Source organism: Roseomonas haemaphysalidis, assembly GCF_017355405.1.
Classification (GTDB): domain Bacteria; phylum Pseudomonadota; class Alphaproteobacteria; order Acetobacterales; family Acetobacteraceae; genus Pseudoroseomonas; species Pseudoroseomonas haemaphysalidis.
Window position 1 is genome coordinate 1,889,902 of record NZ_CP061177.1, and the last position, 25,466, is coordinate 1,915,367.

At 67.7% G+C, this 25,466-nt stretch carries 21 protein-coding genes and 3 tRNA genes; 23 read left to right on the forward strand and 1 reads right to left on the reverse strand.

From position 1 onward, the window contains the following. Positions 1 to 11: 11 nt before the first annotated feature. Positions 12 to 2,405: a 1-deoxy-D-xylulose-5-phosphate synthase N-terminal domain-containing protein gene (locus IAI59_RS08720; RefSeq protein ID WP_237180553.1), complete on the forward strand. Its 2,394-nt coding sequence runs from the start codon at positions 12 to 14 to the stop codon at positions 2,403 to 2,405. 62 nt (positions 2,406 to 2,467) lie between these two features. Continuing rightward, positions 2,468 to 3,745 (forward strand): Gfo/Idh/MocA family protein, encoded by a 1,278-nt coding sequence (locus IAI59_RS08725; protein WP_237180554.1) that lies wholly within the window; start codon positions 2,468 to 2,470, stop codon positions 3,743 to 3,745. 143 nt (positions 3,746 to 3,888) lie between these two features. Here IAI59_RS08725 and IAI59_RS08730 read toward each other — a convergent pair whose 3' ends face one another. Further along, positions 3,889 to 5,082 carry a pyridoxal phosphate-dependent aminotransferase gene (locus tag IAI59_RS08730; RefSeq protein ID WP_207416159.1) on the reverse strand — a complete coding sequence of 398 codons (1,194 nt, stop codon included), beginning with the start codon at positions 5,080 to 5,082 and terminating at the stop codon, positions 3,889 to 3,891. Positions 5,083 to 5,211: 129 nt separating this feature from the next. On the opposite strand from IAI59_RS08730, the gene IAI59_RS08735 reads away from it, so the two are divergent. From IAI59_RS08735 to IAI59_RS08835, 21 genes are all read left to right on the forward strand, one after another. Further along, positions 5,212 to 5,296, forward strand: a tRNA-Leu gene (locus tag IAI59_RS08735). Between the two features lie 65 nt (positions 5,297 to 5,361). Continuing rightward, positions 5,362 to 6,717: a trigger factor gene (gene tig, locus IAI59_RS08740; protein WP_207416160.1), complete on the forward strand. Its 1,356-nt coding sequence runs from the start codon at positions 5,362 to 5,364 to the stop codon at positions 6,715 to 6,717. Positions 6,718 to 6,969: 252 nt separating this feature from the next. Then, positions 6,970 to 7,623, forward strand: a complete 654-nt coding sequence (locus tag IAI59_RS08745) for an ATP-dependent Clp protease proteolytic subunit (protein WP_207416161.1) — start codon at positions 6,970 to 6,972, stop codon at positions 7,621 to 7,623. A gap of 118 nt (positions 7,624 to 7,741) precedes the next feature. After that, complete coding sequence (clpX, locus tag IAI59_RS08750; RefSeq protein ID WP_207416162.1) at positions 7,742 to 8,998, forward strand: ATP-dependent Clp protease ATP-binding subunit ClpX; 1,257 nt, start codon at positions 7,742 to 7,744, stop codon at positions 8,996 to 8,998. A 147-nt stretch (positions 8,999 to 9,145) separates the two neighbouring features. After that, positions 9,146 to 11,560, forward strand: coding sequence for an endopeptidase La (gene lon / locus IAI59_RS08755; RefSeq protein ID WP_207416163.1), 2,415 nt, complete (start codon positions 9,146 to 9,148; stop codon positions 11,558 to 11,560). A gap of 218 nt (positions 11,561 to 11,778) precedes the next feature. Further along, positions 11,779 to 12,051 carry an HU family DNA-binding protein gene (locus IAI59_RS08760; RefSeq protein ID WP_207416164.1) on the forward strand — a complete coding sequence of 91 codons (273 nt, stop codon included), beginning with the start codon at positions 11,779 to 11,781 and terminating at the stop codon, positions 12,049 to 12,051. 10 nt (positions 12,052 to 12,061) lie between these two features. Then, positions 12,062 to 12,133: transfer RNA gene (locus IAI59_RS08765), tRNA-Val, on the forward strand. A 91-nt stretch (positions 12,134 to 12,224) separates the two neighbouring features. Then, positions 12,225 to 12,301 (forward strand) — tRNA-Asp (locus tag IAI59_RS08770). Positions 12,302 to 12,533: 232 nt separating this feature from the next. Beyond that, positions 12,534 to 12,902, forward strand: coding sequence for an NADH-quinone oxidoreductase subunit A (locus tag IAI59_RS08775; protein ID WP_207416165.1), 369 nt, complete (start codon positions 12,534 to 12,536; stop codon positions 12,900 to 12,902). A 7-nt stretch (positions 12,903 to 12,909) separates the two neighbouring features. After that, positions 12,910 to 13,467, forward strand: a complete 558-nt coding sequence (locus IAI59_RS08780; protein WP_207416166.1) for a NuoB/complex I 20 kDa subunit family protein — start codon at positions 12,910 to 12,912, stop codon at positions 13,465 to 13,467. Continuing rightward, positions 13,460 to 14,122 (forward strand): NADH-quinone oxidoreductase subunit C, encoded by a 663-nt coding sequence (locus tag IAI59_RS08785; protein ID WP_207416167.1) that lies wholly within the window; start codon positions 13,460 to 13,462, stop codon positions 14,120 to 14,122. The genes IAI59_RS08780 and IAI59_RS08785 overlap by 8 nt, the downstream gene beginning before the upstream one ends. Beyond that, positions 14,119 to 15,330, forward strand: coding sequence for an NADH-quinone oxidoreductase subunit D (locus tag IAI59_RS08790; protein ID WP_207416168.1), 1,212 nt, complete (start codon positions 14,119 to 14,121; stop codon positions 15,328 to 15,330). The genes IAI59_RS08785 and IAI59_RS08790 overlap by 4 nt, the downstream gene beginning before the upstream one ends. After that, complete coding sequence (locus tag IAI59_RS08795) at positions 15,327 to 15,956, forward strand: complex I 24 kDa subunit family protein (RefSeq protein ID WP_207416169.1); 630 nt, start codon at positions 15,327 to 15,329, stop codon at positions 15,954 to 15,956. Before IAI59_RS08790 ends, IAI59_RS08795 begins: the two co-directional genes overlap by 4 nt. A 4-nt stretch (positions 15,957 to 15,960) precedes the next feature. Beyond that, entirely contained in the window at positions 15,961 to 17,271 is a 1,311-nt protein-coding gene (gene nuoF / locus IAI59_RS08800; RefSeq protein ID WP_207416170.1) for an NADH-quinone oxidoreductase subunit NuoF, read from the forward strand. A gap of 6 nt (positions 17,272 to 17,277) precedes the next feature. Further along, positions 17,278 to 19,338, forward strand: coding sequence for an NADH-quinone oxidoreductase subunit NuoG (nuoG, locus tag IAI59_RS08805; RefSeq protein ID WP_207416171.1), 2,061 nt, complete (start codon positions 17,278 to 17,280; stop codon positions 19,336 to 19,338). A 7-nt stretch (positions 19,339 to 19,345) separates the two neighbouring features. Beyond that, complete coding sequence (gene nuoH / locus IAI59_RS08810) at positions 19,346 to 20,356, forward strand: NADH-quinone oxidoreductase subunit NuoH (RefSeq protein ID WP_207416172.1); 1,011 nt, start codon at positions 19,346 to 19,348, stop codon at positions 20,354 to 20,356. Between the two features lie 53 nt (positions 20,357 to 20,409). Next, positions 20,410 to 20,898, forward strand: a complete 489-nt coding sequence (gene nuoI, locus IAI59_RS08815) for an NADH-quinone oxidoreductase subunit NuoI (protein WP_207416173.1) — start codon at positions 20,410 to 20,412, stop codon at positions 20,896 to 20,898. A 127-nt stretch (positions 20,899 to 21,025) separates the two neighbouring features. Then, positions 21,026 to 21,724, forward strand: a complete 699-nt coding sequence (locus tag IAI59_RS08820) for an NADH-quinone oxidoreductase subunit J (protein ID WP_207416174.1) — start codon at positions 21,026 to 21,028, stop codon at positions 21,722 to 21,724. A 1-nt stretch (position 21,725) separates the two neighbouring features. After that, positions 21,726 to 22,037: an NADH-quinone oxidoreductase subunit NuoK gene (nuoK, locus tag IAI59_RS08825; protein WP_207416575.1), complete on the forward strand. Its 312-nt coding sequence runs from the start codon at positions 21,726 to 21,728 to the stop codon at positions 22,035 to 22,037. A gap of 4 nt (positions 22,038 to 22,041) precedes the next feature. Continuing rightward, the gene (gene nuoL / locus IAI59_RS08830) at positions 22,042 to 23,958 is read left to right on the forward strand and encodes an NADH-quinone oxidoreductase subunit L (RefSeq protein WP_207416175.1); all 1,917 of its coding nucleotides are present in this window, start codon (positions 22,042 to 22,044) and stop codon (positions 23,956 to 23,958) included. After that, positions 23,955 to 25,466 carry an NADH-quinone oxidoreductase subunit M gene (locus tag IAI59_RS08835; protein ID WP_207416176.1) on the forward strand — a complete coding sequence of 504 codons (1,512 nt, stop codon included), beginning with the start codon at positions 23,955 to 23,957 and terminating at the stop codon, positions 25,464 to 25,466. The genes nuoL and IAI59_RS08835 overlap by 4 nt, the downstream gene beginning before the upstream one ends.

Genomic DNA, 25,466 nt, shown 5'->3' on the forward strand with positions numbered 1-25,466 from the left:
GATACCCGCCCATGGACACCGCGACGGAACTGCACCGCGCATCGCCCCCCGACGCACCCCGGCGCCTGGCCCTGCTGCGCGCGCTGGAACGCAAGCTCTTGTGGCTGTCCGCCTGGACCATCCACCACGCCAACCATATCCGCCCCAGCCGCGACGGGCTGAAGGTGGGCGGGCACCAGGCCTCCTCCGCCTCCTGCGTGTCCATCATGACGGCGCTGTATTTCGACATCCTGCGGCCGCAGGACCGGGTGGCGGTGAAGCCGCATGCCGGGCCGGTGTTCCACGCCATCAACTACCTGCTGGGGCGGCAGCAGCGCGAGAAGCTGTCCACGCTGCGGCAGTTCGGCGGCATCCAGCCCTATCCCAGCCGGGTGAAGGACGGGGCGGAGGTCGATTTCTCCACCGGCTCCGTCGGCCTCGGCGTGGCACTGACCAGCTTCGCCTCTCTGGTGCAGGACTACGTGCATCTGCACGGGCTGGGCCGCGCCGGGCTGCCGCGCGGCCGGCACGTGGCGATCGTCGGCGATGCCGAGCTGGACGAGGGCAACATCTACGAGGCCCTGCTGGAAGGCTGGAAGCACGACGTGCGCGATGTCTGGTGGGTGATCGACTACAACCGCCAGAGCCTGGATTCCGTGGTGCCCGACCGGCTGTTCGGCCGCATCGAGGGCCTGTTCCGCGACATGGGCTGGAACGTCGTCACGCTGAAATACGGCCGCAAGCTGGAAGCCGCCTTCGCGCGCGAGGGCGGCGAGGCGCTGCGCCGCTGGATCGATGACTGCCCCAACAGTCTGTATTCCGCGCTGACCTTCCAGGGCGGCGCCGCGTGGCGCGCGGCGCTGCTGGCGGAGCTGGGGCGCGAGCCCGGCCTGCGCGCCATCATCGACCCGCTGGACGACGAGGAACTCGGCGCCCTGATGACCAACCTGGGCGGCCACGACATCGAAACGCTGACGGAAGCCTTCCGCGCCCAGGAAGCGGCGGGCGACCAGCCGACCTGCTTCATCGCCTATACCGTGAAGGGCATGGGCCTGCCCTTCGCCGGCCACAAGGACAACCATGCCGGGCTGATGACCAAGGAGCAGATGGAAGGCTTCCGCCGGGGCCACGCCATCCGCCCCGGCCATGAGTGGGACCGGTTCGAGGGGCTGGACCTGCCGGAAGCCGAGCTGGAAGCCTTCCTGGGCGAGGTGCCCTTCGCCGGGCGTGTGGCGCCGGAAGGCCGCAGCCTGTCCGCGCCGCCCGTGCCGGTGCCGGCCGCCCTGCCGGTGCCGCGCGTGGCCGCCGGCCGCACCCTGTCCACCCAGGCCGCCTTCGGCGAGCTGCTGGCGGAGATCGGCCGGGGCGGGAAGGGGGATGCGGAGGAATTCGCCTCGCGCATTGTCACCACCTCGCCGGACGTCACGGTGTCCACCAGCCTCGGCCCCTGGGTGAACCGGCGCGGCGTGTTCGACCGCCACCTGAAGAACGACGTGTTCCGCGATGCCAAGCTGGCCAGCGCCCAGCGCTGGGGCATGTCGCCCAAGGGCCAGCACATCGAGCTGGGCATCGCCGAGCAGAACCTGTTCCTGCTGCTGGGCGCCCTGGGGCTGGCGGACCGGCTGCACGGCGGGCGGCTGTTGCCGGTGGGCACGGTCTACGACCCCTTCGTGAACCGCGGCCTCGATGCGCTGATCTACGCCTGCTACCAGGATGCGCGCTTCCTGCTGGTCTCCACCCCCTCGGGCCTGACGCTGGCGCCGGAAGGCGGGCAGCACCAGAGCATCAACACGCCCCTGCTCGGCATCGCGCAGGACCGGCTGGCCAGCTACGAGCCGGCGCATGCGGACGAGCTGGCGATCCTGCTGCGCCACGCCTTCCACCACATGCAGCAGCCCGATGGCTCGGCGGTCTGGCTGCGGCTGTCCACGCGCGGGCTGGAGCAGCCGGAGCGGCGCCTCGACCCCGCAGCGGTGATCGCCGGCGGCTACTGGGCGGTGCCGCCGGCCGAGGGCGCGCGCATCGCCATCGCCTTCCAGGGGCCGGTGGCGCCGGAAGCCATGGCCGCCTTCCGGGAACTGCAGGCGGAGGAAGCGGGCGCCGGCCTGCTGGCCATCACCAGCCCCGACCGGCTGCATGCCGGCTGGCTGGATGCCCGCCGTGCCGCCCGCCAGGGGCCGGGCGCGCCGCCCTCGCATGTGGAGGCGCTGCTGGCGCCCCTGGCGCGCGACGCCGCCATCGTGTCCGTGCTGGACGGCCACCCGGCGGCGCATAGCTGGCTGGGGGCGGTGCGCGGCCAGCGAGTGGTGCCGCTGGGCGTGGACCATTTCGGCCAGTCCGGCGACATCCCGGACCTGTACCGCGAATACGGGCTGGACGAGAGCAGCATCCTGGACGCCTGCGCCCAGGCGTTGCTGGGGCGGTAACGGGCAACCAACGCGGCGCGCCGGCGGTTTTCCCCATGGAAAACAACAGGACAGCCAAGCCCATGCCCGACCGTATGCCGAGCCTTTCCCGCCGCGGCCTGGTGGGGGGCGCTTCGCTGCTCCTGGCCGCGGGGCCCGCCGCCGCCGCGGCACCGCCCCCCACGCCCGCCGATATCGGCAACGTGCAGGGCGGGCGCGTCACCTTTCCGAATTGGAAAGGAGAGGCCGACCGGCCCTCGCCGCCGCCGCCCAACCCCATGCCGCCGGGCGAGCGCGTCGGCTTCGCCATCGTCGGCCTGGGGCGGCTGAGCCTGGAAGAGCTGCTGCCCGCCTTTGCCGAATGCAAGCAGGCGCGGCCGGTGGCGCTGGTGTCCGGCACGCCCGACAAGCTCAAGGCCGTCGGCGCGCAATACGGCATCAAGCCCGAGGCGCTGTACAGCTACGCCGACTTCGACCGCATTGCCGAGAACCCGGAGGTCAAGGTCGTCTACATCGTGCTGCCCAACGGCCTGCACCACGAATACGTGCTGCGCGCCGCCCGCGCCGGCAAGCACGTGCTGTGCGAGAAGCCCATGGCCAACACCAGCGCCGAAGCGCGCGAGATGGTCGCTGCCTGCCGCGACGCCCGCGTCAAGCTGATGATCGCCTATCGCTGCCAGTACGAGCCCTACAACCGCCGCGCCACCGCCCTGCTGCGCGACGGCGGCCTGGGCGCGGCGCGCTTCATGGAAGCCAGCAACACCCAGGTGCAGGGCGAGGTGCCGCAATGGCGCTTCAGCAAGGCCCTGGCCGGCGGCGGCGCCCTGCCGGATATCGGCCTGTACTGCCTGAACGCCGCCCGCTTCTACAGCGGCGAGGAGCCGGTGGAGGTCTTCGCCCGCATCCACAACACCCCCGACGACCCCCGCTACCGCGAGGTGGAGGAAAGCATCGCGTTCATGCTGCGCTTTCCTTCCGGCCTGATGGCCAATTGCGCCGCCAGCTACGGCGCGCATGAAAGCAAGGACATGCGGGTGCGGCTGGAAAAAGGCTGGATCGACGTGGAAAACGCCTTCGCCTACCAGGGCCAGTCCATGCGCGTGGCGACGCGCGATGGCAAGGCCGAGGCGATCCGCGAATTGCGGCTGGGCCAGAAGAACCAGTTTGCCGCCGAGATCGACCACATGGCGCAATGCGTGCTGCAGGACCGGGTGCCCCGGACGCCAGGCGAGGAAGGGCTGCAGGACCAGGTGATCATGGAAGCGCTGTACCGCAGCGCCGAGACAGGGGCGGCGGTGGCGCTGCCTGCGGTGGAAGGGCGCGACACCACGCGGGGGCCGGCGCTGGAGGAGGAAGAATAGGAAGGCCGGGGAAAGAATTCCCCGGACCCCTTCTTTTCTTTTTTATCTGTTTTCGGGAGCGCGAGCGGGTCACGGGCGCTCCCTGATACGAGTCAGGAAAAAGATGGGGGACCGGGGGAATTCCTTCCCCCGGCCTTTCTTCTTCAGCCCCTGCGGAAGAACGCCGCCAGCCGCGCCATCGCCTGCTCCGCCAGTCCGGGCGAAATGGCGAAGCACAGCCGGATCTTGCCGTCGTCCTCGTCGCTGAAGGCGGTGCCGGGGGCCAGCCCGACCTTGGCCTCGCGCAGCAGGCGGATGGCCAGCGCGCGGCTGTCCGTCACGCCGTCCTGCGAGAACATCAGGTAGAAGCTGCCTTCCGGCGCCTGCACGCGGATGCCGGGCAGGGCGGCCAGGCCTTCCGAGAAGATGCGCCGGCTTTCGCGGCAGCGGGCGACCATGGTGCGGATGAAGTCGTCGCCCTGGTCCAGCGCCGCGATGCAGGCGTACTGGATGAAGGTGGGGATGGAGGTGGTGTTGTACTGGCACAGGCTGGCGAAGGTCTCGCCCATGCCTTCCGGCACCACGATCCAGCCGGCGCGCCAGCCGGTCATCGCCCAGTTCTTGGAGAAGGTGTTGGTCACCAGCAGCTTGTCGGTCGGCTCGGTGATCTCCAGGAAGGAGGGCGCGATGCTGTTGCCGTAGGTGAAGTGGTTGTACACCTCGTCCGACAGCAGCCACAGGTCGCGGGCGCGCAGCAGGTCGCGCAGCGCCAGCATCTCGCCCTTGGGCATCACCCAGCCGGTGGGGTTGGAGGGCGAATTGATCGCCACCATGCGGGTGCGGGGGGTAATCGCGGCCTCGATGTCCGCGAGGTTCAGGCTGAAGGCGCCGTCCGCCGCGCGGCGCAGGTTCACCGTCACCGGCACGCCACCGCAGACCCTTACCACAGCCGCCAAGTTGGGCCAGTGGGGGCCGGGAATGATCACCTCCTCGCCCGGCTCGATCACGGCCTGGATGGCCTGCATGATGGCGTTCATGCCGCCGGCGGTCACCGCGAAGCGGTCGGGCGCCACCGCCACGCCCCAGTGGCGCGCGTGGTAGTCGGCCAGCGCCTGGCGCAGCCGGGGCAGGCCCTGGGAATAGGTGTAGCGGGTCTGGCCGGCGCGCATGGCGGCCTCGGCCGCTTCCGTGACAAAGGGGGGCGTGGGCAGGTCGCCTTCGCCGATCCACAGCTTGATGACCTCCGGGTCCTCGCGCGCCAGGTCGGCGATCTCGGCGATCTGGTTGACCGAAAGGTCGCGGATGCGCGCGGGCAGCGAGGCGCGCGGGCTGGGGCGGGTATCGGCGGTGGCGCTCATGGGAACCTCGGACAGGGTCGTCTAGCTGTGCCGGGGCGGGGGCCGGGCCGCAAGGGGCCTGCTCCCCTTTCATTGCGGGCTGGGCTGCGCTAGATGCCGCCGCTCGTATGACGTGCCGGCGTCAAGCGCGCGGGCGTGGTGGAATTGGTAGACACGCTGGATTTAGGTTCCAGTGGCGCAAGCCATGGGGGTTCGAGTCCCTCCGCCCGCACCAACCAGCGCCGCCGGCAGACAGCAATCACGAGACTGAACAGTCAGTCAGGAGCAGGTGTGGCGACGATGCAGGTAACCGAGCAGGCGGCCGAAGGGCTGAAGCGCAGCTTCAACGTGGTGGTTCCCGCGGCCGATATCGCGGCGGCGCGCGACACGCGGCTGGCGGCGCTGTCCAAGGACATCCGCCTGCCGGGCTTCCGCCCGGGCAAGGTGCCCGCGTCCGTCGTGAAGCAGCGCTTCGGCGCGTCCATCATGGGCGAGGTGCTGGACGAGCAGGTGCAGTCCACCACCCGCAGCGTGATCGAGGAGCGCGGCCTGCGCCCCGCCATGCAGCCCAAGGTGGAGCTGGTGAAGTTCGAGGAGGGCTCCGACCTGGAGTTCAACATCGAGCTGGAGCAGCTGCCCGAGATCCCGCTGCCCGACTTCGCCGCCATCGCGCTGGAGAAGCCGGTGACCAAGGTGGGCGACGAGGAGATCACCAAAGCGCTGGACGGCATCGCGTCGCGCAACCGCGCGATGGAGGATGTCACCGAGGAACGCGCCGCCGAGCAGGGCGACGTGGTGGTGACCGACTTCGAGGGCCGGCTGGTCGATGAGGCGGCCGAGGGCGGGCTGGCCGAGCCGTTCCAGGGCGGCACCGGCAGCGACATGCCGGTGGAGATCGGCGGCGCGGGCTTCATCCCCGGCTTCGCCGAGGGGCTGATCGGCATCAAGGTCGGCGAAACGCGCGACGTGAAGGTGACCTTCCCGGCCGAGTACGGCGCGGCCGAGCTGGCCGGCAAGGACGCCGTGTTCAAGCTGACTGCCAAGAAGCTGCAGAAGCCCGCCGCGGCCACCGTGGACGACGACTTCGCCAAAAAGCTCGGCCTGGCCGACGTGGCCGAGCTGAAGACCCGCATCAGCGAGTCGCTGCAGCAGGAATACGACCAGATCTCGCGCCTCAACGTGAAGCGCAAGCTGCTGGACGCGCTGTCCGCCCAGGCCTCGTTCGAGGTGCCGGCCTCCATGGTCGACGCCGAGTTCGCCCAGATCTGGCAGCGCATCGAGGCCGACCAGAAGGCCGGCAAGCTGGACGACGAGGACAAGGGCAAGGACGAGGACACGCTGAAGTCCGAGTACCGCGCCATCGCCGAGCGCCGCATCCGCCTGGGCCTACTGCTGAGCGAGATCGGCCGCAGCAACAACATCCAGGTTTCCAACGAGGAACTGACCGGCGCCATGCGCGCCGAGGCGCAGCGCTACCCGGGCCAGGAGCGGCAGGTGCTGGAGTTCTTCCAGAAGAACCCCGCCGCGATCGAGAACCTGCGGGCGCCGCTGTTCGAGGAGAAGGTGGTCGACTTCATGCTGGAGCTGGCCAGCGTGACCGAGAAGGAAGTGCCGGCGGGCGAGCTGTCCGCCGAACCGGCCGAGGCCGCCGCCTGATCCAGGCGGGCTGAGGCTGGGTGGGCCACGGGCCGGGGCGGGACACCGCCCCGGCCCGTTCCCGTTTTGTTCGTTACCCTTTTGTTCCTGTGTTCGCTGATCTGTCGGACCCCCTCTTTCCCTGTTGCCCTGGCTGTCCCATGTTAACCGGAGCCAGTTTACAGTGACGGCGATCGGGGGCCGGCGCGGTCGCCAGGGGCAAGGGGCCTCCTGGGCGAGCAGGCGCCAGGGATTGCTGCGAGAGGATAGAGCATGCGTGACCGCGATCCGGTCGAAGTCTTCAACAACACGCTGGTCCCCATGGTCATCGAGCAGACCGCGCGGGGCGAGCGTTCGTTCGACATCTATTCGCGCCTGTTGAAGGAGCGGATCATCTTCCTGACGGGCCCGATCTTTGATCAGGTCTCGGCGCTGATCTGCGCCCAGCTGCTGTTCCTGGAAAGCGAGAATCCGAGCAAGGACATCGCCTTCTACATCAACAGCCCGGGCGGCGTGGTCACCGCCGGCCTCGCGATGTACGATACCATGCAGTACATCCGCGCCCCGGTGTCCACCGTGTGCCTGGGCATGGCGGCCTCGGCCGGCTCGCTGCTGCTGACGGCGGGCGAGAAGGGCAAGCGCTTCGCCCTGCCCAACAGCCAGGTGATGATCCACCAGCCCTCCGGCGGCGCCCAGGGCCAGGCCACCGACATCGCCATCCAGGCGCGCGAGATCCTGAAGACGCGCGAGCGCCTGAACAAGATCTACGTGCACCACACCGGCAAGCCGCTGGAGGAGATCGAGCGCGCCATGGAGCGCGACACCTACCTGACGGCCGAGGAAGCCCGCGACTTCGGGCTGATCGACCAGGTGGTGGAGCAGCGGCCCGGCGGCGTGCTGCCGGCGCCCGAGGCGCCCAAGGCGTGACAAGGCGGCGGCTGGCCCGGGCGCCGGGCCGGCGGCCGTTCCACTTCCCCCTGGATGACAGGGGGGCTACAGTCCTGTGCAGGTCCGCCGGCCCTCTTCCGGCGGGTCAGGAGCGCTCATGAGCAAGTCCGGCGATTCGAAGAATACCCTGTACTGCTCGTTCTGCGGCAAGTCGCAGCACGAGGTGCGCAAGCTCATCGCCGGCCCGACGGTCTTCATCTGCGACGAGTGCGTCGAGCTCTGCATGGATATCATCCGTGAAGAGCACAAGACGCACCTGGTGAAGTCCCGGGACGGGGTGCCGACGCCGCGCGAGATCTCCAAGGTCCTGGATGATTACGTGATCGGCCAGGAGCACGCCAAGCGCGTGCTGGCCGTGGCCGTGCACAATCATTACAAGCGCCTGGCGCATGGCGCCAAGGCGGGCGAGGTGGAGATCGCCAAGTCCAACATCATGCTGGTTGGCCCCACCGGGTCGGGCAAGACGCTGCTCGCGCAGACGCTGGCCCGCATCCTGGACGTGCCCTTCACCATGGCGGACGCCACCACGCTGACGGAAGCCGGCTACGTGGGCGAGGATGTGGAGAACATCATCCTCAAGCTCCTGCAGTCGGCCGACTACAACGTGGAGCGGGCACAGCGCGGCATTGTCTACATCGACGAGGTCGACAAGATCAGCCGCAAGTCCGACAACCCCTCCATCACCCGTGATGTGAGTGGCGAGGGCGTGCAGCAGGCGCTGCTGAAGATCATGGAGGGCACCGTGGCCTCCGTGCCGCCGCAGGGCGGGCGCAAGCATCCGCAGCAGGAATTCCTGCAGGTCGATACCTCCAACATCCTGTTCATCGTGGGCGGTGCCTTCGCGGGGCTGGAGAAGATCATCGCGGCCAAGGGCAAGGGTTCGGGAATTGGCTACGGCGCCGAGGTCCGCGGCCCGGACGAGCGCCGCGCCGGCGCCATCCTGCGCGAGGTGGAGCCCGAGGATCTGCTGAAGTTCGGCCTGATCCCCGAGTTCATCGGCCGCCTGCCGGTGATCGCGACGCTGGAGGACCTGGACGAGAAGGCTCTCATCGAGATCCTGACCAAGCCCAAGAACGCCCTGCTGAAGCAGTACCAGCGTTTGTTCGAGATGGAGGCCACCAAGCTTTCCTTCACGGACGACGCGCTGAAGTCGGTGGCGAACCGGGCGATCCAGCGCAAGACGGGCGCGCGTGGCCTGCGCTCGATCATGGAAAGCATCCTGCTGGGCACCATGTACGACCTGCCTGGCCTGGACGACGTGAATGAGGTCGTCGTGAACAAGGAGGTAGCCGAAGGCCGTGCCGCCCCACTGTTCATCTATGGTGAACGGGCGGCGGAGCAATCTTCCGCCTGAGCCGGGTGTTCCGGCGCCCGGCGCAGGGCAGGCCAGACCCGGCTTGCCCCGCACGGTCACCGGCACCATCTCCCGGAGTAACCCGTGGCGACGGGGCCGTGCCGATCCCGGGCGGACCCGTGCCGACTGTCCTGAGTGAGGTCCCCAATGGCGGATAAGAATCCGGAACTGCTGAGCGGCGAACTGCTTCCCGTGCTGCCGCTGCGCGATATCGTCGTTTTCCCGCACATGATCGTGCCGCTCTTTGTTGGCCGCGAGAAGAGCGTGCGGGCCCTGGAAGCCGTGATGAAGGACGACAAGCAGATCCTGCTGGTCGCCCAGAAGAACGCGGCGCAGGACGACCCCACCGCCGACGACCTGTATGAGGTCGGCACTGTGTCCACCGTGCTGCAGCTGCTGAAGCTGCCCGACGGCACCGTCAAGGTGCTGGTCGAGGGCGGCAAGCGCGCCCGCGTGACCGGCTTCAAGGAAACCGACCAGTATTTCGAGGCCTATGCGACGGGCATCGAGGAGCCGGCCGGCGAGGCGCCGGAGCTGGAAGCGCTGTCGCGCACCGTGGTCAGCCAGTTCGAGCAGTACATCAAGCTCAACAAGAAGATCGCGCCCGAGGTGCTGGTCTCGATCAACCAGATCGAGGACGCGGCCAAGCTGGCCGATACCGTCGCCAGCCACCTGAACTTGAAGATCAGCGAGAAGCAGGAGCTGCTCGACACGCCGGGCGTGTCCGCCCGCCTGGAGCGCGTTTTCGCGCACATGGAAAGCGAGATCGGCGTCCTGCAGGTCGAGAAGCGCATCCGCAACCGCGTTAAGCGGCAGATGGAGAAGACCCAGCGCGAGTACTACCTGAATGAGCAGATGAAGGCCATTCAGAAGGAGCTGGGCGAAGGCGAGGACGGCAAGGACGAGGCCGCCGAGCTGGAGGAGCGCATCAAGGCCACCAAGCTCTCGCCCGAGGCGCGTGACAAGGCGATGGCGGAGCTGAAGAAGCTGCGCTCCATGTCGCCGATGAGCGCCGAGGCGACGGTGGTGCGCAACTATCTCGACTGGATCCTGTCGATCCCCTGGAAGAAGAAGTCCAAGGTCAAGAACGACCTGGACAAGGCCGAGCAGGTGCTCGACGCCGATCACTACGGGCTGGACAAGATCAAGGAGCGCATCCTCGAGTACCTGGCCGTGCAGTCGCGCAGCCCGAAGATCCGCGGGCCCATCCTGTGCCTGGTCGGCCCCCCGGGCGTCGGCAAGACCTCGCTGGGCAAGAGCATCGCCAAGGCGACCAACCGCAACTTCGTGCGGATGAGCCTGGGCGGCGTGCGGGACGAGGCCGAGGTGCGCGGCCACCGGCGGACCTATATCGGCTCCATGCCGGGCAAGGTCATCCAGGGCATGAAGAAGGCCAAGACCTCCAACCCGCTGTTCCTGCTGGACGAGATCGACAAGCTGGGCGCCGACTGGCGCGGCGACCCGTCCTCGGCCCTGCTGGAGGTGCTGGACCCGGAGCAGAACTCGACCTTCGCGGACCATTACCTGGAGGTCGACTACGACCTGTCCGACGTGATGTTCGTCACCACGGCCAACAGCCTGCGCATGCCGCAGCCGCTGCTGGACCGCATGGAGATCATCCGCATCCCCGGCTACACCGAGGATGAGAAGGTGCAGATCGCCCGCCGCCACCTGCTGCCCAAGGTCACCGAGGCCAATGGGCTGAAGGACGGCGAGTGGAGCGTGACGGACGAGGCTCTGCTGGACCTGGTGCGCTACTACACGCGCGAGGCCGGCGTGCGGAACCTGGAGCGCGAGGTCGGCGGGCTGGCCCGCAAGTCGGTCAAGGAGATCGTCTCCAAGAAGGCCAAGAAGGTCGCGATCACCCGCAAGAACCTCGACAAGTATGCCGGGGTGCGGAAGTTCTCCTTCGGCGAGACCGAGGCCGAGGACATGGTGGGCGTCGTCACCGGCCTGGCCTGGACGGAGGTGGGCGGCGAGATCCTGACCATCGAGTCGGTCATGGTGCCGGGCAAGGGCAAGGTGCAGACCACCGGCAAGCTGGGCGACGTGATGCAGGAAAGCGTCTCGGCCGCGCTCAGCTACGTCCGCAGCCGCGCCGTGACCTTCGGCATCAAGCCGACGATCTTCGACCGGCGGGACATCCACGTGCACGTGCCGGAAGGCGCCACGCCCAAGGACGGGCCGTCCGCCGGCATCGCCATGGCGACGTCCATCGTGTCCGTGCTCACCGGCATTCCGGTGCGCCGCGACGTGGCCATGACGGGCGAGATCACGCTGCGCGGCCGGGTGCTGCCGATCGGCGGGCTGAAGGAGAAGCTGCTGGCGGCGCTGCGTGCCGGCATCACCACCGCCTTCATCCCCAAGGACAACGAGAAGGATCTGGCCGAGATCCCGGACAACGTGAAGAAGGCCATCACGATCATCCCCGTCGCCCATGTGGACGAGGTGATCGGCCAGGCCCTGACGCGTAAGCCGGAAGCGATCAACTGGACGGAGCCCGAGGACCCGCCGCCGGCCGCGGTGCCGCAGCAGGCCCCGCAGGCCAACCTGCCGCACTAGGCGGCGATGGCGGTCTGACCAGGGTGCGCGGAGCGATCCGCGCACCCTTTTTCATGCCCTCCCCCCGTCTGGTGGGGCAGGCGTGCAACACCCGCGCGCATCACATGGCCCGGCTGCAACGTGGCGTTGACGCGGCAAAAACTCGCTGCGTAGTGTCGCGGGAAGCCCATCCCCGTCCGGCCTGGACCGGGCCAATCCCCCGCGCAAAAGGAATCTCCATGAACAAGCAGGATCTGGTGAGCGTCGTCGCCGAAACCGGGGAGCTGTCCAAGGCCAAGGCCGGCGAAGTGGTGGATGCGATGTTCGACGCCATCAGCGGCGCGTTGAAGAAGAAAGAGGAGGTGCGCCTGGTGGGGTTCGGCAGCTTCTCCATCTCGCAGCGCAAGGCCGGCAAGGGGCGTAATCCGCGCACGGGCGAGGAGATCGCCATTGCGGCCAGCACCACAGTGCGCTTCAAGGCTGGCAAGAGCCTGAAGGACGACGTGAACTGACAGGCTCCAAGGGCGCTTAGCTCAGCGGTAGAGCGCCTCGTTTACACCGAGGATGCCGGGGGTTCGAATCCCTCAGCGCCCATTCCATTCAACCGGCGGAATGATCGCGAAAAGGCGATTTGGGCCGGTTGACACCAGGGGGCAGGGGCCGTATTTCCCGCCCCACGCCGCAAGCGGGTGTAGCTCAGTTGGTTAGAGCGCCGGCCTGTCACGCCGGAGGTCGCGGGTTCGAGCCCCGTCACTCGCGCCACTGCGGTGGTCCATCCAAAAACGCCGCCCTGAAGCTTCAGGGCGGCGTTTTTGCTGTTTACCCTCTCCGTTATTCAATGTTCTGCAATGCGCCTGACCCTATGGCGAAGGACGCGGGGCGGGAGTAATGTCCGCCCGGCGTTGCGCTGCGGCATGCCCCGCGGCGCGGCATGGCCGTGCGCTCCCCCGTGCATGGCCCGATGGGGCCCCTGGCCCAAGGGACGGAATGCATCATGACCCAGCCCCTGCTGGCGAACTATTTCCCGATCCTGGTCTTCCTGGCGATCGCGGCGGGTATTTCCATCGCGATGGTCGGCGGCTCGGTGCTGGCGGCGCGGCAAAAACCGTACGCGGAAAAACTCTCGACCTATGAATGCGGCTTCGAGCCGTTCGAGGACACGCGCCACCGCTTCGACGTGCGGTTCTACCTGGTCGCGATCCTGTTCATCATCTTCGACCTGGAAGTGGCCTTCCTGTTCCCCTGGGCGGTGACGCTGGGGCAGATCGGCTGGATGGGCTTCCTGTCCATGATGGGCTTCCTCGGCGTGCTGACGGTCGGCTTCATCTATGAATGGCGCAAGGGCGCCCTGGACTGGGAGTGAGCGACCGATGAGCAGCACCAACCAACCGGTCGCCTGGAACCAGCAGGCGCTGCCGCCCGGCGCCGGCCAGAAGGCCGTGATCGACAGCGTCACCGGCGAGATCGAGGACAAGGGCTTTGTCATCGCCAACCTGGACAAGGTGGTGAACTGGGCCCGCACCGGCAGCCTGTGGCCCATGACCTTCGGCCTGGCCTGCTGCGCCGTGCCGATGATCCATGCCTACATGCCGCGCTATGACCTCGACCGCTTTGGCGTGATCCCGCGCGGTTCGCCGCGTCAGTCGGACGTGATGATCGTGGCCGGCACGCTGACCAACAAGATGGCCCCCGCGCTGCGCAAGGTCTACGACCAGATGAGCGAGCCGCGCTACGTCATCTCCATGGGCAGCTGCGCCAATGGCGGCGGCTACTACCACTACAGCTACAGCGTGGTGCGTGGCTGCGACCGCGTGGTGCCGGTGGACGTCTACGTGCCCGGCTGTCCGCCGACGGCCGAGGCCCTGGTCTACGGCATCCTGCAGCTGCAGAAGAAGATCCGCCGGACGGGGAGTATCCTCCGTGGCTGAAGACCTTTCGACCGAGACCGTCGCCGCCGCGCCGCTGACCCCGTTGGAGCAGCTGGTCGCCGATGTGATGGCCGCCGTGCCCGCGGGCGTGATCAGCCAAGGCCGCGTGGTGCGCGGCATGGAGGCCGAGATCGTCGCGGCGCGCGACGCCCTGCCGGCGCTGATGACCATGCTGCGGGACGACCCGCGCTTCGCGTTCAACCTGTGCGTCGACCTGTGCGGCGTGGACTGGCCGATGCGCGCCGAGCGCTTCGAGGTGGTCTACAACCTCTTGTCGATGACGCTGAACCACCGGCTGCGCGTGATCGTTTCCACCAATGCCGAGACGCCGGTGCCGAGCCTCGTTTCCGTGTGGCCCAGCGTCACGTGGTACGAGCGCGAAACCTGGGACATGTACGGCATCGTCTTCGACGGCCAGCCCGACCTGCGCCGCCTGCTGACGGACTATGGCTTTGAAGGCCATCCGCTGCGCAAGGACTTCCCGCTCACCGGCTTTGTCGAGGTCCGCTACGACCCCGAGCGGCAGGCCGTGGTGTATGAGCCGGTCAAGCTGCAGCAGGATTTCCGCAACTTCGATTTCCTTTCGCCCTGGGAAGGCATGACCACGCTGCCCGGCGACGAGAAGGTGCATCTCAACCGGATCACCAACGAATGAGCGCTACGCAGGATCCCGTCGACGCCGGCCGTCGCACGGTCGAGATCGAGAGCCACCACATCAACTTCGGCCCACAGCACCCGGCGGCGCACGGCGTGCTGCGCCTGATCCTGGAGCTGCAGGGCGAGGTGGTGGAGCGGGCGGACCCGCATATCGGCCTGTTGCACCGCGGCACCGAGAAGCTGATCGAGTACAAGACCTACCTCCAGGCGCTGCCGTATTTCGACCGGCTCGACTACGTGTCGCCCATGGCGCAGGAGCACGGCTTCGCGCTGGCGACGGAGCGGCTTCTCGGCATCGAGCCGCCGCCACGGGCGCAGTTCATCCGGGTGATGTTCGCGGAAATCACCCGCGTGCTGAACCACATCCTGAACATCACCACCTACGCGCTGGACGTCGGCGCCACCACGCCGAGCCTGTGGGGCTTCGAGCAGCGCGAGATCCTGCTGGAAATCTACGAGGCGGCGTCGGGTTCGCACTACCACGCCAACTACGTGCGCCCGGGCGGCGTGTCGCGCGACCTGCCGGCCGGCCTGCTGGAGAAGATCGAGCTTTGGGCCGAGAAGTTCCCGAAGTTCGTCGATGACATCGAGCGGCTGCTGACCGGCAACCGCATCTTCAAGCAGCGCACCGTGGACATCGGCGTGATGTCGGCCGAGCAGGCGATGGAATGGGGCTTCAGCGGCCCCTGCATCCGCGCTTCCGGCTGCGCCTGGGACCTGCGTCGCAGCCAGCCCTACGACATCTATGACCAGCTCGATTTCGAGATCCCGGTTGGCAGCCATGGCGACTGCTACGAGCGCTACCTGGTGCGCATCGCGGAGATGCGCGAAAGCCACAAGATGATCCGCCAGTGCATCAAGATGATGCCGGGCGGCCCCGTCAAGGTGGCGGACAACAAGATCACGCCGCCGAAGCGGGCCGAGATGAAGCGCTCGATGGAAGCGCTGATCCACCACTTCAAGCTGTACACGGAGGGCTACCACGTGCCCGAAGGCAGCACCTATTCGGTGGTGGAGGCCCCCAAGGGCGAGTTCGGCGTGTACATGGTGGCCGACGGCACCAACAAGCCCTACCGCTGCCACATCCGCGCGCCCGGCTTCGCGCATCTGCAGGCCATGGAAGTGCTGTGCAAGGGCCACATGCTGGCCGACGCCGTGTCCGTGATCGGCAGCCTGGATATCGTGTTCGGAGAGATCGACCGGTGAGCGCGCAGCATCACGAGGAGCCCAAGAGCTTCTCCTTCGACGCGGACAGCATCGCGCAGATCGACCGCATCGTCGCACGCTACCCCGAGGGCAAGCAGGCCAGCGCGGTGATCCCGCTGCTCTACGTCGCGCAGAAGCAGATGGGCCGCCTGACCGGCAGCGCCTGGGTGCCGCGCGTGGCGATGGACGCGGTGGCCGTGCGCCTGGGCATGGCGCCGATCCGCGTCTACGAGGTCGCCACCTTCTACTTCATGTTCAACACCAAGCCGATCGGCCGCTTCCACCTGCAGGTCTGCGGCACGACCCCCTGCTGGCTGCGCGGCTCGGACGAGGTGCTGCGCGCCTGCAAGGACGCCGGTCACCTGAAGGGCTACGGCGACAGCAGCGAAGACGGCTTGTTCACGCTGACCGAGGTGGAATGCCTCGGCGCCTGCGTCAACGCGCCGATCCTGCAGGTCGACGACGACTACTACGAAGACCTGACCTACGAGACCACGGTGCAGCTGATCGAGGCGCTGAAGCGCGGCGAGCGGCCCAAGCCCGGCAGCGTCATCGGCCGGCAGACCAGCGCCCCCGCGGGCGGGCCGGACACGCTGCTCGACATCCCCATGATGGAGGTGAAGTGACGCCATGGCGCTGAGCGACAAGGACCGCATCTTCACCAACCTCTACGGGTTGCACCCCTGGGGCCTGAAGGATGCCCGGCGGCGCGGCAACTGGGACGGCACTGCGGCGATCATCGCCAAGGGCCGCGACTGGATCATCGAGGAACTGAAGCAGTCCGGCCTGCGCGGCCGCGGCGGCGCCGGCTTCCCGACTGGCATGAAGTGGAGCTTCATGCCCAAGTCCAACCCGGACGGGCGCCCTTCCTACCTCGTGGTCAATTGCGACGAGTCCGAGCCCGGCACCTGCAAGGACCGCGACATCATCCGCCACGATCCGCACACGCTGATCGAGGGCTGCCTGATCGCGGGCGTCGGCATGGGGGCCCATGCCGGCTACATCTATGTGCGCGGCGAGTACTACAACGAGCACCTGGTGCTGCAGGCGGCGATCGACGAGGCCTATGAGGCCGGTCTGCTCGGCGCCAACGCGGCGGGCTCGGGCTGGGACTTCGACCTCTACGTGCACCGCGGCGCCGGCGCTTATATCTGCGGCGAGGAAACCGCGCTGATCGAGAGCCTGGAAGGCAAGAAGGGCATGCCGCGGCTGAAGCCGCCATTTCCCGCCGCCGTCGGCCTCTACGGCTGCCCGACCACGGTCAACAACGTCGAGACCATCGCCGTGGTGCCGGAGATCCTGCGGCGCGGCGCATCCTGGTTCGCCTCCTTCGGCCGGCCCAAGAACAGCGGCACCAAGGTGTTCTGCATCCAGGGCCACGTGAACAAGCCCTGCAACGTGGAAGCCGAGATGAGCATCCCGCTGCGCGAGCTGATCGACCGCTACGCGGGCGGCGTGCGCGGCGGCTGGGACAACTTGCTGGCCGTGATCCCGGGCGGCTCCTCCACGCCGATGATCCCCAAGGCCGTCTGCGACGACGTGCTGATGGATTTCGACGCGCTGCGCGAGCACAAGACCGGCCTCGGCACCGCCGGCGTCATCGTCATGGACAAGTCCACCGACCTGATCAAGGCGATCGCGCGTCTCGCGCAGTTCTACAAGCATGAGAGCTGCGGCCAGTGCACCCCCTGCCGCGAGGGCATGGGCTGGCAGAAGCGCCTGATGGACCGCATGGTCGAGGGCCGCGCCGAGATCGCCGAGATCGACGTGCTGGAAAGCGTGACGCGGCAGATCGAGGGGCACACCATCTGCGCGCTCGCCGATGGCGGCGTCTGGCCGGTGCAGGGGCTGATCCGCCACTTCCGGCCGATGATGGAAGAGCGCATCCAGCAATATCACGCGAAGAAGAACGGCGGCGTGATGCCGCTGGCGGCGGAGTAACGCGCCATGGCGAAGGTCACGATCGACGGGATCGAGGTGGAGGTGCCCAACGGCTCCTCCGTGCTGCAGGCCTGCGAGGCCGCCGGCAAGGAGATCCCGCGCTTCTGCTACCATGAGCGGCTGTCCGTCGCCGGCAACTGCCGCATGTGCCTGGTGGAAGTGGAGAAGGCGCCCAAGCCCGTCGCCTCCTGCGCCTACCCGGTCGCCGACGGCATGAAGGTCTTCACGGACAGCGCGCTGGTGCGGAACGCCCGGCGCAACGTCATGGAATTCCTGCTGATCAACCACCCGCTGGATTGCCCGATCTGCGACCAGGGCGGCGAGTGCGACCTGCAGGACCAGGCGGTGGGCTACGGCCGCGACGCCAGCCGCTACCGCGAAGGCAAGCGGGCGGTGAAGGACAAGTACCTGGGCCCGCTGGTCAAGACGATCATGACCCGCTGCATCCAGTGCACCCGCTGCGTGCGCTTCGCGACCGAGGTCGCGGGCGTGCCGGAACTGGGGGCCACGGGCCGCGGCGAGGACATGCAGATCGGCACCTATGTGGAGCGGGCGCTGACCACGGAGCTGTCGGGCAATCTGATCGACATCTGCCCGGTGGGCGCGCTGACCAGCCGGCCTTACGCCTTCGTGTCCCGCCCGTGGGAGCTGCGCAAGACCGACAGCATCGACGTGCTGGACGCCCAGGGCGTCAACATCCGCGTCGATGCCCGCGGCCCCGAGGTGCTGCGCATCCTGCCTCGCGTCAACGAGGACGTGAACGAGGAGTGGATGGCCGACCGTGGCCGCTTCTCCTTCGACGGGCTGAAGCGCCGCCGGCTGGACCGCCCCTGGATCCGCCGCGACGGCAAGCTGGCGCCCGCCACCTGGCAGGAAGCGCTGGAGCATGTGGCGGCCAAGCTGAAGTCCATCCCGGGCGAGCGCATCGGCGCCGTGGCCGGAGACCTGGTGGACGTGGAAAGCGTCTTCGCGCTCAAGGCGCTGATGCAGGGCCTCGGCTCGCGCAACCTGGACTGCCGCCAGGACGGGGCGAAGATCGACGGCACGCGCCGCGAGCACTACCTGTTCAACAGCGGCATCGCCGGCATCGACGAAGCGGACGCGCTGCTGATCATCGGCAGCGACCCGCGCAAGGAAGCGCCGGTGCTCAACGCGCGCATCCGCAAGCGCTGGGCGTCCGGCCTGATGCCGGTGGCGCATGTCGGGCCACGCGACATCGACCTGACCTACAACGCCGAGCACCTGGGGGAGGGCGCCGGCGTCCTCAACGCCCTGCTGGATGGCAGCAACGCCTTCGGCAAGGTGCTGACCGAAGCCAAGAAGCCCATGATCATCCTGGGCCGCGGCGCGGTGGCGCGGGAAGACGGCGCGGCCGTGCTGGCCGCCGCCTGGGCGCTGGCCAACCAGGTCGGCGCGCTGACGGCGGACTGGCATGGCTTCAACATGCTGCACCTGTTCGGTGGGCAGGTCGGCGCGCTGGACGCCGGCTTCCTGCCGGGCGAGGGCGGGCACGACCTGGCGGGCATGCTCAGCGGCGGCGTGGACGCGCTGTGGCTGCTAGGCGCGGACGGCTTCGAGCCGGCCTTCATCGCGCCCGGCACCTTCGTGGTCTACCAGGGCCACCATGGCGACCGCGCGGCGGGCCGCGCCGACGTCATCCTGCCCGGTGCCGCCTATACCGAGAAGGAAGGCACCTACGTCAGCACCGAGGGGCGGGTGCAGCGCGGCCGGCTGGCCGTGTTCCCGCCCGGCGAGGCGAAGGAGGACTGGCGCATCATCCGCGCCGCCGCCGCGCTGCTGGGCGTCGGCCTGCCCTTCGACACGCTGGACGACCTGCGCGCCCGCATGGTGGACGCCAACCCGGTGTTCGGGCTGGTGGACGGCCGCATCAGCGGCGGCGCGCAGAGCCTGGCCGGCCCGCAGGCCGGCGGCACGCTGAGCGACACGCCGTTCAAGGCCAACCTGTCGGACTACTGGCTGGCGGACCCGATCAGCCGCGCGTCCGAGACGATGGCCGAATGCAGCCGCATCTACAACGCGCCGCCCATGCCGGTCGCGGCGGAGTAAGGGACCGATGGACGCCTTTCTCAATTCCTCCATCGGCATCCTGGCCATCACCATCGCCCAGACGCTGGCGATGCTGGTGCCGCTGCTGATCGCCGTCGCCTACATGACCTATGCCGAGCGCAAGATCATGGCGGCGATGCAGATGCGCGTCGGCCCCAACATGGTGGGCCCGCTCGGCCTGCTGCAGCCCTTCGCCGATGCCGCGAAGATGCTGATGAAGGAGACGATCATCCCCTCCGGCGCCAGCCGCGGGCTGTTCATCTTCGCGCCGATGCTGACCTTCCTGCTGGCCATGATCGCCTGGGCGGTGATCCCGGTGGCTGAAGGCTGGGCGATCGCCGACATCAACGTCGGCATCCTCTACCTCTTCGCCATCTCCTCGCTCGGCGTCTACGGCATCATCATCGCGGGCTGGGCGTCGAATTCGAAATACGCCTTCCTGGGCGCGCTGCGCTCGGCGGCGCAGATGGTGTCCTACGAAGTCTCCATGGGCTTCGTGATCGTCACCGTGCTGCTGTGCGTGGGCAGCCTGAACCTGACGGCCATCGTGCTGGCGCAGAAGACCGTGTGGTTCTTCATCCCGCTGTTCCCGATGTTCATCATCTTCTTCATCTCGACGCTGGCGGAAACCAACCGGCCGCCGTTCGACCTGGCGGAAGGTGAGTCGGAGCTCGTCGCGGGCTTCATGGTGGAATATTCCTCCATGACCTACGCGCTGTTCTTCCTCGGCGAATACGCCAACATGTTCCTGATGTCGGCGATGACGACCACGCTGTTCCTGGGCGGCTGGCTGCCGCCGGTGGACGTGGCGCCGCTGAACTGGGTGCCGGGGCCGCTGTGGTTCATCCTGAAGGTGTGCCTGTGCATGTTCACCTTCGTCTGGGTGCGCGCCACCTTCCCGCGCTACCGCTACGACCAGCTGATGCGCCTGGGCTGGAAGGTGTTCCTGCCGATCAGCCTGGTGTGGCTGGTGCTGACCGCTTTCGTGCTGAAGCTGGCCGGGTGGCTGCCGGCATGATCCACCTTCCGAACACGGAAAGCGCGGGCCCCGCCCGCGCCACGAGGTAACAGATGGCGACGCTCGACCGCGCGGCCTACAGCCTGCTGATGGCGGAGCTGGTGTCCGGCATGGCGCTGACGCTGAAGTACTTCTTCATGCCGAAGGCCACGATCAAGTACCCCAACGAGAAGATGTCGCTGTCGCCGCGCTTCCGCGGCGAGCACGCGCTGCGCCGCTACCCCAACGGGGAAGAGCGCTGCATCGCCTGCAAGCTGTGCGAGGCGGTGTGCCCGGCGCTGGCCATCACCATCGAGGCCGAGCCGCGCGACGACGGCTCGCGCCGCACCACGCGCTACGACATCGACATGACCAAGTGCATCTACTGCGGCATGTGCGAGGAAGCCTGCCCGGTGGACGCCATCGTCGAGGGTCCGAACCTGGAGTTCTCGACCGAAACGCGTGAGGAGCTGATCTACAACAAGGACAAGCTCCTTTCGAACGGCGACCGCTGGGAGCCGGTGCTCGCCAAGCGCCTCGAGCAGGACGCGCCTTACCGGTGAGCCCGCAGCGGAGGGGGGCCGGCCGCGCCCCTCCGCATCCCGACTTGCGGCCCCGCCCCCAGCCCGGGCGGTTCTCTGTCTTCTGGAACGGTGCCATGACGCTGCAACAGCGCGGGGGTGGGGTGCGATGATCGCGGCTCTGGCCTTCTATGTCTTCGCGGCCATCCTGATCGCGAGCGCGGTCATGGTGGTGACCAGCCGCAATCCCGTCCACAGCGTGCTTTTCCTGATCCTGGCGTTCTTCAACGCCGCGGCGCTGTTCCTGCTGGCGGGGGCCGAGTTCCTGGCGATGATCCTGGTGATCGTCTACGTGGGCGCGGTCGCGGTGCTGTTCCTGTTCGTGGTGATGATGCTGGACATCGACTTCGCGCGGCTGCGCGAGGGCTTCCAGCGCTACCTGCCGATCGGCGGCATCATCGGCGGCATCCTGTTCCTGGAGCTGCTGTTCGTGTTCGGCTCGTGGCAGTTCGCCGACGATGCCGAGGGGCTGCGGCTCAACGCCGTGCCGGCGGACCCCGGCCTGACCAACACCCAGGCGATCGGCCGCATCCTGTACACGGACTACGTGTTCCTGTTCCAGGCATCGGGGCTGATCCTGCTGGTGGCCATGATCGGCGCCATCGTGCTGACGCTGCGCGAAAAGCGGACGGACAGCCGGCGCCAGAACATCGCGGTGCAGGTGGCGCGCACGGAGGCGGTGTCCATGCAGAACGTCCCGCCGCGCCAGGGCCTCGGCACGCTGGGCATCATCCGCCGCCCGCTGCCCGCGCCGCCCAAGCCGAAGGCGGTGGCGCATGACGACCACGGGCATGGGGGACACCACTGAGATGCTGACCATCGGCTTGGCGCACTACCTGACGGTCAGTGCCATCCTCTTCGTGCTCGGCGTGCTGGGCATCTTCCTGAACCGCAAGAACATCATCGTCATCCTGATGTCGGTGGAGCTGATCCTGCTGTCGGTGAACCTCAACTTCGTGGCCTTCTCGGCCACGCTGCAGGACCTCACGGGCCAGATCTTCGCGATGTTCGTGCTGACGGTCGCCGCCGCCGAGGCCGCCATCGGCCTCGCCATCCTGGTGATCTACTTCCGCAACCGCGGCAGCATCGAGGTGGACAACGTGTCCACGCTGAAGGGCTAGGCGCATGTATCTCGGTGCCATCTTCTTTCCCGCCATCGGCGCCATCATCGCTGGCCTGTTCGGCCGGCTGATCGGCGACAAGGCGGCGCAGTGGACCACGGTGTTCTTCATGGCGCTGGCCGCGGTCTGCGGCCTGGCCAACTTCGCCAACGTCGCGCTCGGCCACGCGCCGACGACCATCGACCTCGGCACCTGGATCAACGTGGGCGGGCTGCAGTTCAACTGGTCGCTGCGCTACGACACGCTGTCGGCCGTGATGATCGGCATGGTCACGCTGATCTCGACCATGATCCACGTCTATTCCGTCGGCTACATGTCGCATGACCCGACGACGCCGCGCTTCTTCTCCTACCTGTCGCTCTTCACCTTCATGATGCTGATGCTGGTGACGGCCGACAACCTCGCCCAGCTGTTCTTTGGCTGGGAAGGCATCGGCCTCGCGAGCTACCTGCTGATCGGCTACTGGTATGAGAAGGAAAGCGCCAACCGCGCGGCGATGAAGGCCTTCATCGTCAACCGCGTGGGCGACGTCTTCTTCATGCTCGGCATCGCGCTGACCTTCTGGACCTTCGGCACCATCGAGTTCGATGGCATCTTCCAGGGTGTCGCGGCCGCGCAGGCGCGCACCATCGGCGGCTATCCGGCGCTGGAGGTGATCGCCCTGCTGCTGTTCCTGGGCGCCATGGGCAAGTCGGCGCAGATCGGCCTGCACACCTGGCTGCCGGACGCGATGGAAGGCCCCACCCCGGTATCCGCGCTCATCCACGCGGCGACGCTGGTCACCGCCGGCGTGTTCCTGATGGCGCGCATGTCGCCGGTCGTGGAATACGCGCCGCACGTGCTGGGCTTCATCACCTTCATCGGCGCCACCACGGCCTTCTTCGCGGCGACGATCGGCTGCGTGCAGAACGACATCAAGCGCGTGATCGCTTATTCGACCTGCTCGCAGCTCGGCTACATGTTCTTCGCGCTGGGCGTCGGCGCCTACCAGGGCGCCATCTTTCATCTGTTCACCCATGCCTTCTTCAAGGCGCTGCTGTTCCTGTCCGCCGGCTCCGTGATCCACGCGATGTCGGACGAGCAGGACATCCGCAAGATGGGCGGCATCTGGAAGAAGATTCCGCTGACCTACGCGATGTTCTGGATCGGCTCGCTGGCCCTGGCCGGCATGCCCTTCTTCGCCGGCTACTATTCCAAGGACTTCGTGCTGGAAGCCGCCTGGGCCGGCCATGGCTGGACCGCCAGCTACGCCTGGATCATGGGCATGATCGCGGCACTGCTGACCGCCTTCTACTCCTGGCGCCTGATCATCATGACCTTCCACGGCACCCCGCGCGCCGACCATCACACGATGGAGCATGTGCACGAGAGCCCGGCGGTCATGACCCTGCCGCTGCTGGTGCTGGCCGCTGGCGCCCTGTTCGCCGGCGCCGTCTTCGCGCCCTACTTCACCGGCCACGACTGGCTGGAGTTCTGGAACGGCTCCATCGTCAACCAGCCGGGCAACCACATTATGCACGACGCGCATGAGGTGCCGGAGTGGGTGGCGCTGGCGCCGACCGTGATCGGCCTGATCGGCATCGCCATCGGCTACGTGTTCTACATGTTCGCGCCGGCCATCCCGGCCCGCCTGGCCGCGGCCTTCCCGGGCGTGTACCGCTTCCTGCTCAACAAGTGGTACTTCGACGAGCTGTACGACTTTCTGTTCGTCCGCCCGGCGCGCCGCGCCGCGATGTGGCTGTGGAAGGTGGGCGACGCCAAGGTGATCGACGGCATGCCGAACGGCGCCGCGGCGCTGACGGCCAGCGCCGCCGGCCGCGTCACCCGCTTCCAGACCGGGCGCGTGGCCAACTACGCCTTCACCATGATCGTGGGCCTCGTCCTCTTCGTGAGCATCTTCCTGTTCGGGATCGGCCGATGAACGCCGCGGGTTTCCCCCTCCTTTCGCTGCTCACCTTCCTGCCGCTGGTGGGCGCGGGCGTCCTGCTGTTCATCCGGGGGGAGGAGGCGGTGGTCGCCGCCAACGCCCGCTGGACGGCGCTGTGGACCAGCCTGATCGTCTTCGGCCTATCGCTGATCCTGTGGTTCGCCTTCGACAAGTCGACGGCCGACTACCAGTTCGTCGAGCAGTTGGCCTGGATGCCGGACTTCGGCCTGGAATACCACATGGGCGTGGACGGCATTTCCGTGCTGTTCGTGCTGCTGGCCACGCTGCTGACGCCCATCTGCATCCTCGCCTCCTGGGAAGCGGTGCAGACGCGGGTGCGCGAATACATGATCGCCTTCCTGGTGCTGGAAGCGATGATGGTCGGCATGTTCAGCTCGCTGGACATCCTGATGTTCTACATCTTCTTTGAAGGCGTGCTGATCCCGATGTTCCTGATCATCGGGGTGTGGGGCGGCGCGCGGCGGGTCTACGCCGCCTACAAGCTGTTCCTCTACACGCTGCTCGGCTCACTGCTGATGCTGCTGGCCATCCTGACGCTGTGGTACATGGCGGGCACCACCTCCATCCCGGCGCTGATGCGGCTGCAGATCGCGCCCAGCCTGCAGGTCTGGCTGTTCCTGGCCTTCTTCGCTTCCTTCGCCGTGAAGGTGCCGATGTGGCCGGTGCACACCTGGCTGCCGGACGCGCACGTCGAGGCGCCGACGGCGGGCTCGGTCATCCTGGCCGGCGTCCTGCTGAAGATGGGTGCCTACGGCTTCCTGCGCTTCAGCCTGCCGCTCTTGCCGCAGGCCACCGAGTGGTTCGCGCCCTTCATCTTCGCGCTGTCCATCGTCGCTATCATCTACACCTCGCTGGTGGCGATGGCGCAGGAGGACATGAAGAAGCTGATCGCCTATTCCTCCGTCGCCCATATGGGCATCGTGACGCTGGGCATCTTCGCGCTGAACCACCAGGGCATCTCGGGCGCCATCTTCCAGATGCTGAGCCATGGCGTCGTGTCCGGCGCGCTGTTCCTGTGCGTCGGCGTCGTCTACGACCGGGTGCACTCGCGGGAGATCGCGCGCTACGGCGGCGTCGCCAAGGTGATGCCGTCCTACGCCATCGTCTTCATGCTGTTCACCATGGCTTCCATCGGCCTGCCGGGCCTCGCCGGCTTCCCGGGCGAGATGCTGGTGATCGTCGGCGCCTGGCGCGCCAACCCCTGGGTGGCGCTGCTGGGGGCTACCGGCATGGTGCTGGGTGCCGCCTACATGCTGTGGCTGTACCGCCGCGTGCTGTTCAGCCGCATCAGCAAGGACGAGATCCGCGCGCTGCTGGACCTCAGCCCGCGCGAATACGTCACCTTCGCGCCGCTGATCCTGCTGACCCTCTGGATGGGCCTCTACCCGTCTTCCTTCTTCTCTTTCTTCGAAGTCAGCGTCTCGGCGTTGCTGCAGCGGCATGAAGCCGCCATGGCCCTGCCGCGCATGGCGGGGATGTGA

Coding starts and splice junctions, on each gene's coding strand:
- IAI59_RS08720 (WP_237180553.1), top strand. CDS start 12: ATGGACACCGCGACGGAACTGCACCGCGCATCGCCCCCCGACGCACCC.
- IAI59_RS08725 (WP_237180554.1), top strand. CDS start 2,468: ATGCCCGACCGTATGCCGAGCCTTTCCCGCCGCGGCCTGGTGGGGGGC.
- IAI59_RS08730 (WP_207416159.1), bottom strand. CDS start 5,082: ATGAGCGCCACCGCCGATACCCGCCCCAGCCCGCGCGCCTCGCTGCCC.
- tig (WP_207416160.1), top strand. CDS start 5,362: ATGCAGGTAACCGAGCAGGCGGCCGAAGGGCTGAAGCGCAGCTTCAAC.
- IAI59_RS08745 (WP_207416161.1), top strand. CDS start 6,970: ATGCGTGACCGCGATCCGGTCGAAGTCTTCAACAACACGCTGGTCCCC.
- clpX (WP_207416162.1), top strand. CDS start 7,742: ATGAGCAAGTCCGGCGATTCGAAGAATACCCTGTACTGCTCGTTCTGC.
- lon (WP_207416163.1), top strand. CDS start 9,146: ATGGCGGATAAGAATCCGGAACTGCTGAGCGGCGAACTGCTTCCCGTG.
- IAI59_RS08760 (WP_207416164.1), top strand. CDS start 11,779: ATGAACAAGCAGGATCTGGTGAGCGTCGTCGCCGAAACCGGGGAGCTG.
- IAI59_RS08775 (WP_207416165.1), top strand. CDS start 12,534: ATGACCCAGCCCCTGCTGGCGAACTATTTCCCGATCCTGGTCTTCCTG.
- IAI59_RS08780 (WP_207416166.1), top strand. CDS start 12,910: ATGAGCAGCACCAACCAACCGGTCGCCTGGAACCAGCAGGCGCTGCCG.
- IAI59_RS08790 (WP_207416168.1), top strand. CDS start 14,119: ATGAGCGCTACGCAGGATCCCGTCGACGCCGGCCGTCGCACGGTCGAG.
- nuoF (WP_207416170.1), top strand. CDS start 15,961: ATGGCGCTGAGCGACAAGGACCGCATCTTCACCAACCTCTACGGGTTG.
- nuoG (WP_207416171.1), top strand. CDS start 17,278: ATGGCGAAGGTCACGATCGACGGGATCGAGGTGGAGGTGCCCAACGGC.
- nuoH (WP_207416172.1), top strand. CDS start 19,346: ATGGACGCCTTTCTCAATTCCTCCATCGGCATCCTGGCCATCACCATC.
- nuoI (WP_207416173.1), top strand. CDS start 20,410: ATGGCGACGCTCGACCGCGCGGCCTACAGCCTGCTGATGGCGGAGCTG.
- IAI59_RS08820 (WP_207416174.1), top strand. CDS start 21,026: ATGATCGCGGCTCTGGCCTTCTATGTCTTCGCGGCCATCCTGATCGCG.
- nuoK (WP_207416575.1), top strand. CDS start 21,726: ATGCTGACCATCGGCTTGGCGCACTACCTGACGGTCAGTGCCATCCTC.
- nuoL (WP_207416175.1), top strand. CDS start 22,042: ATGTATCTCGGTGCCATCTTCTTTCCCGCCATCGGCGCCATCATCGCT.
- IAI59_RS08835 (WP_207416176.1), top strand. CDS start 23,955: ATGAACGCCGCGGGTTTCCCCCTCCTTTCGCTGCTCACCTTCCTGCCG.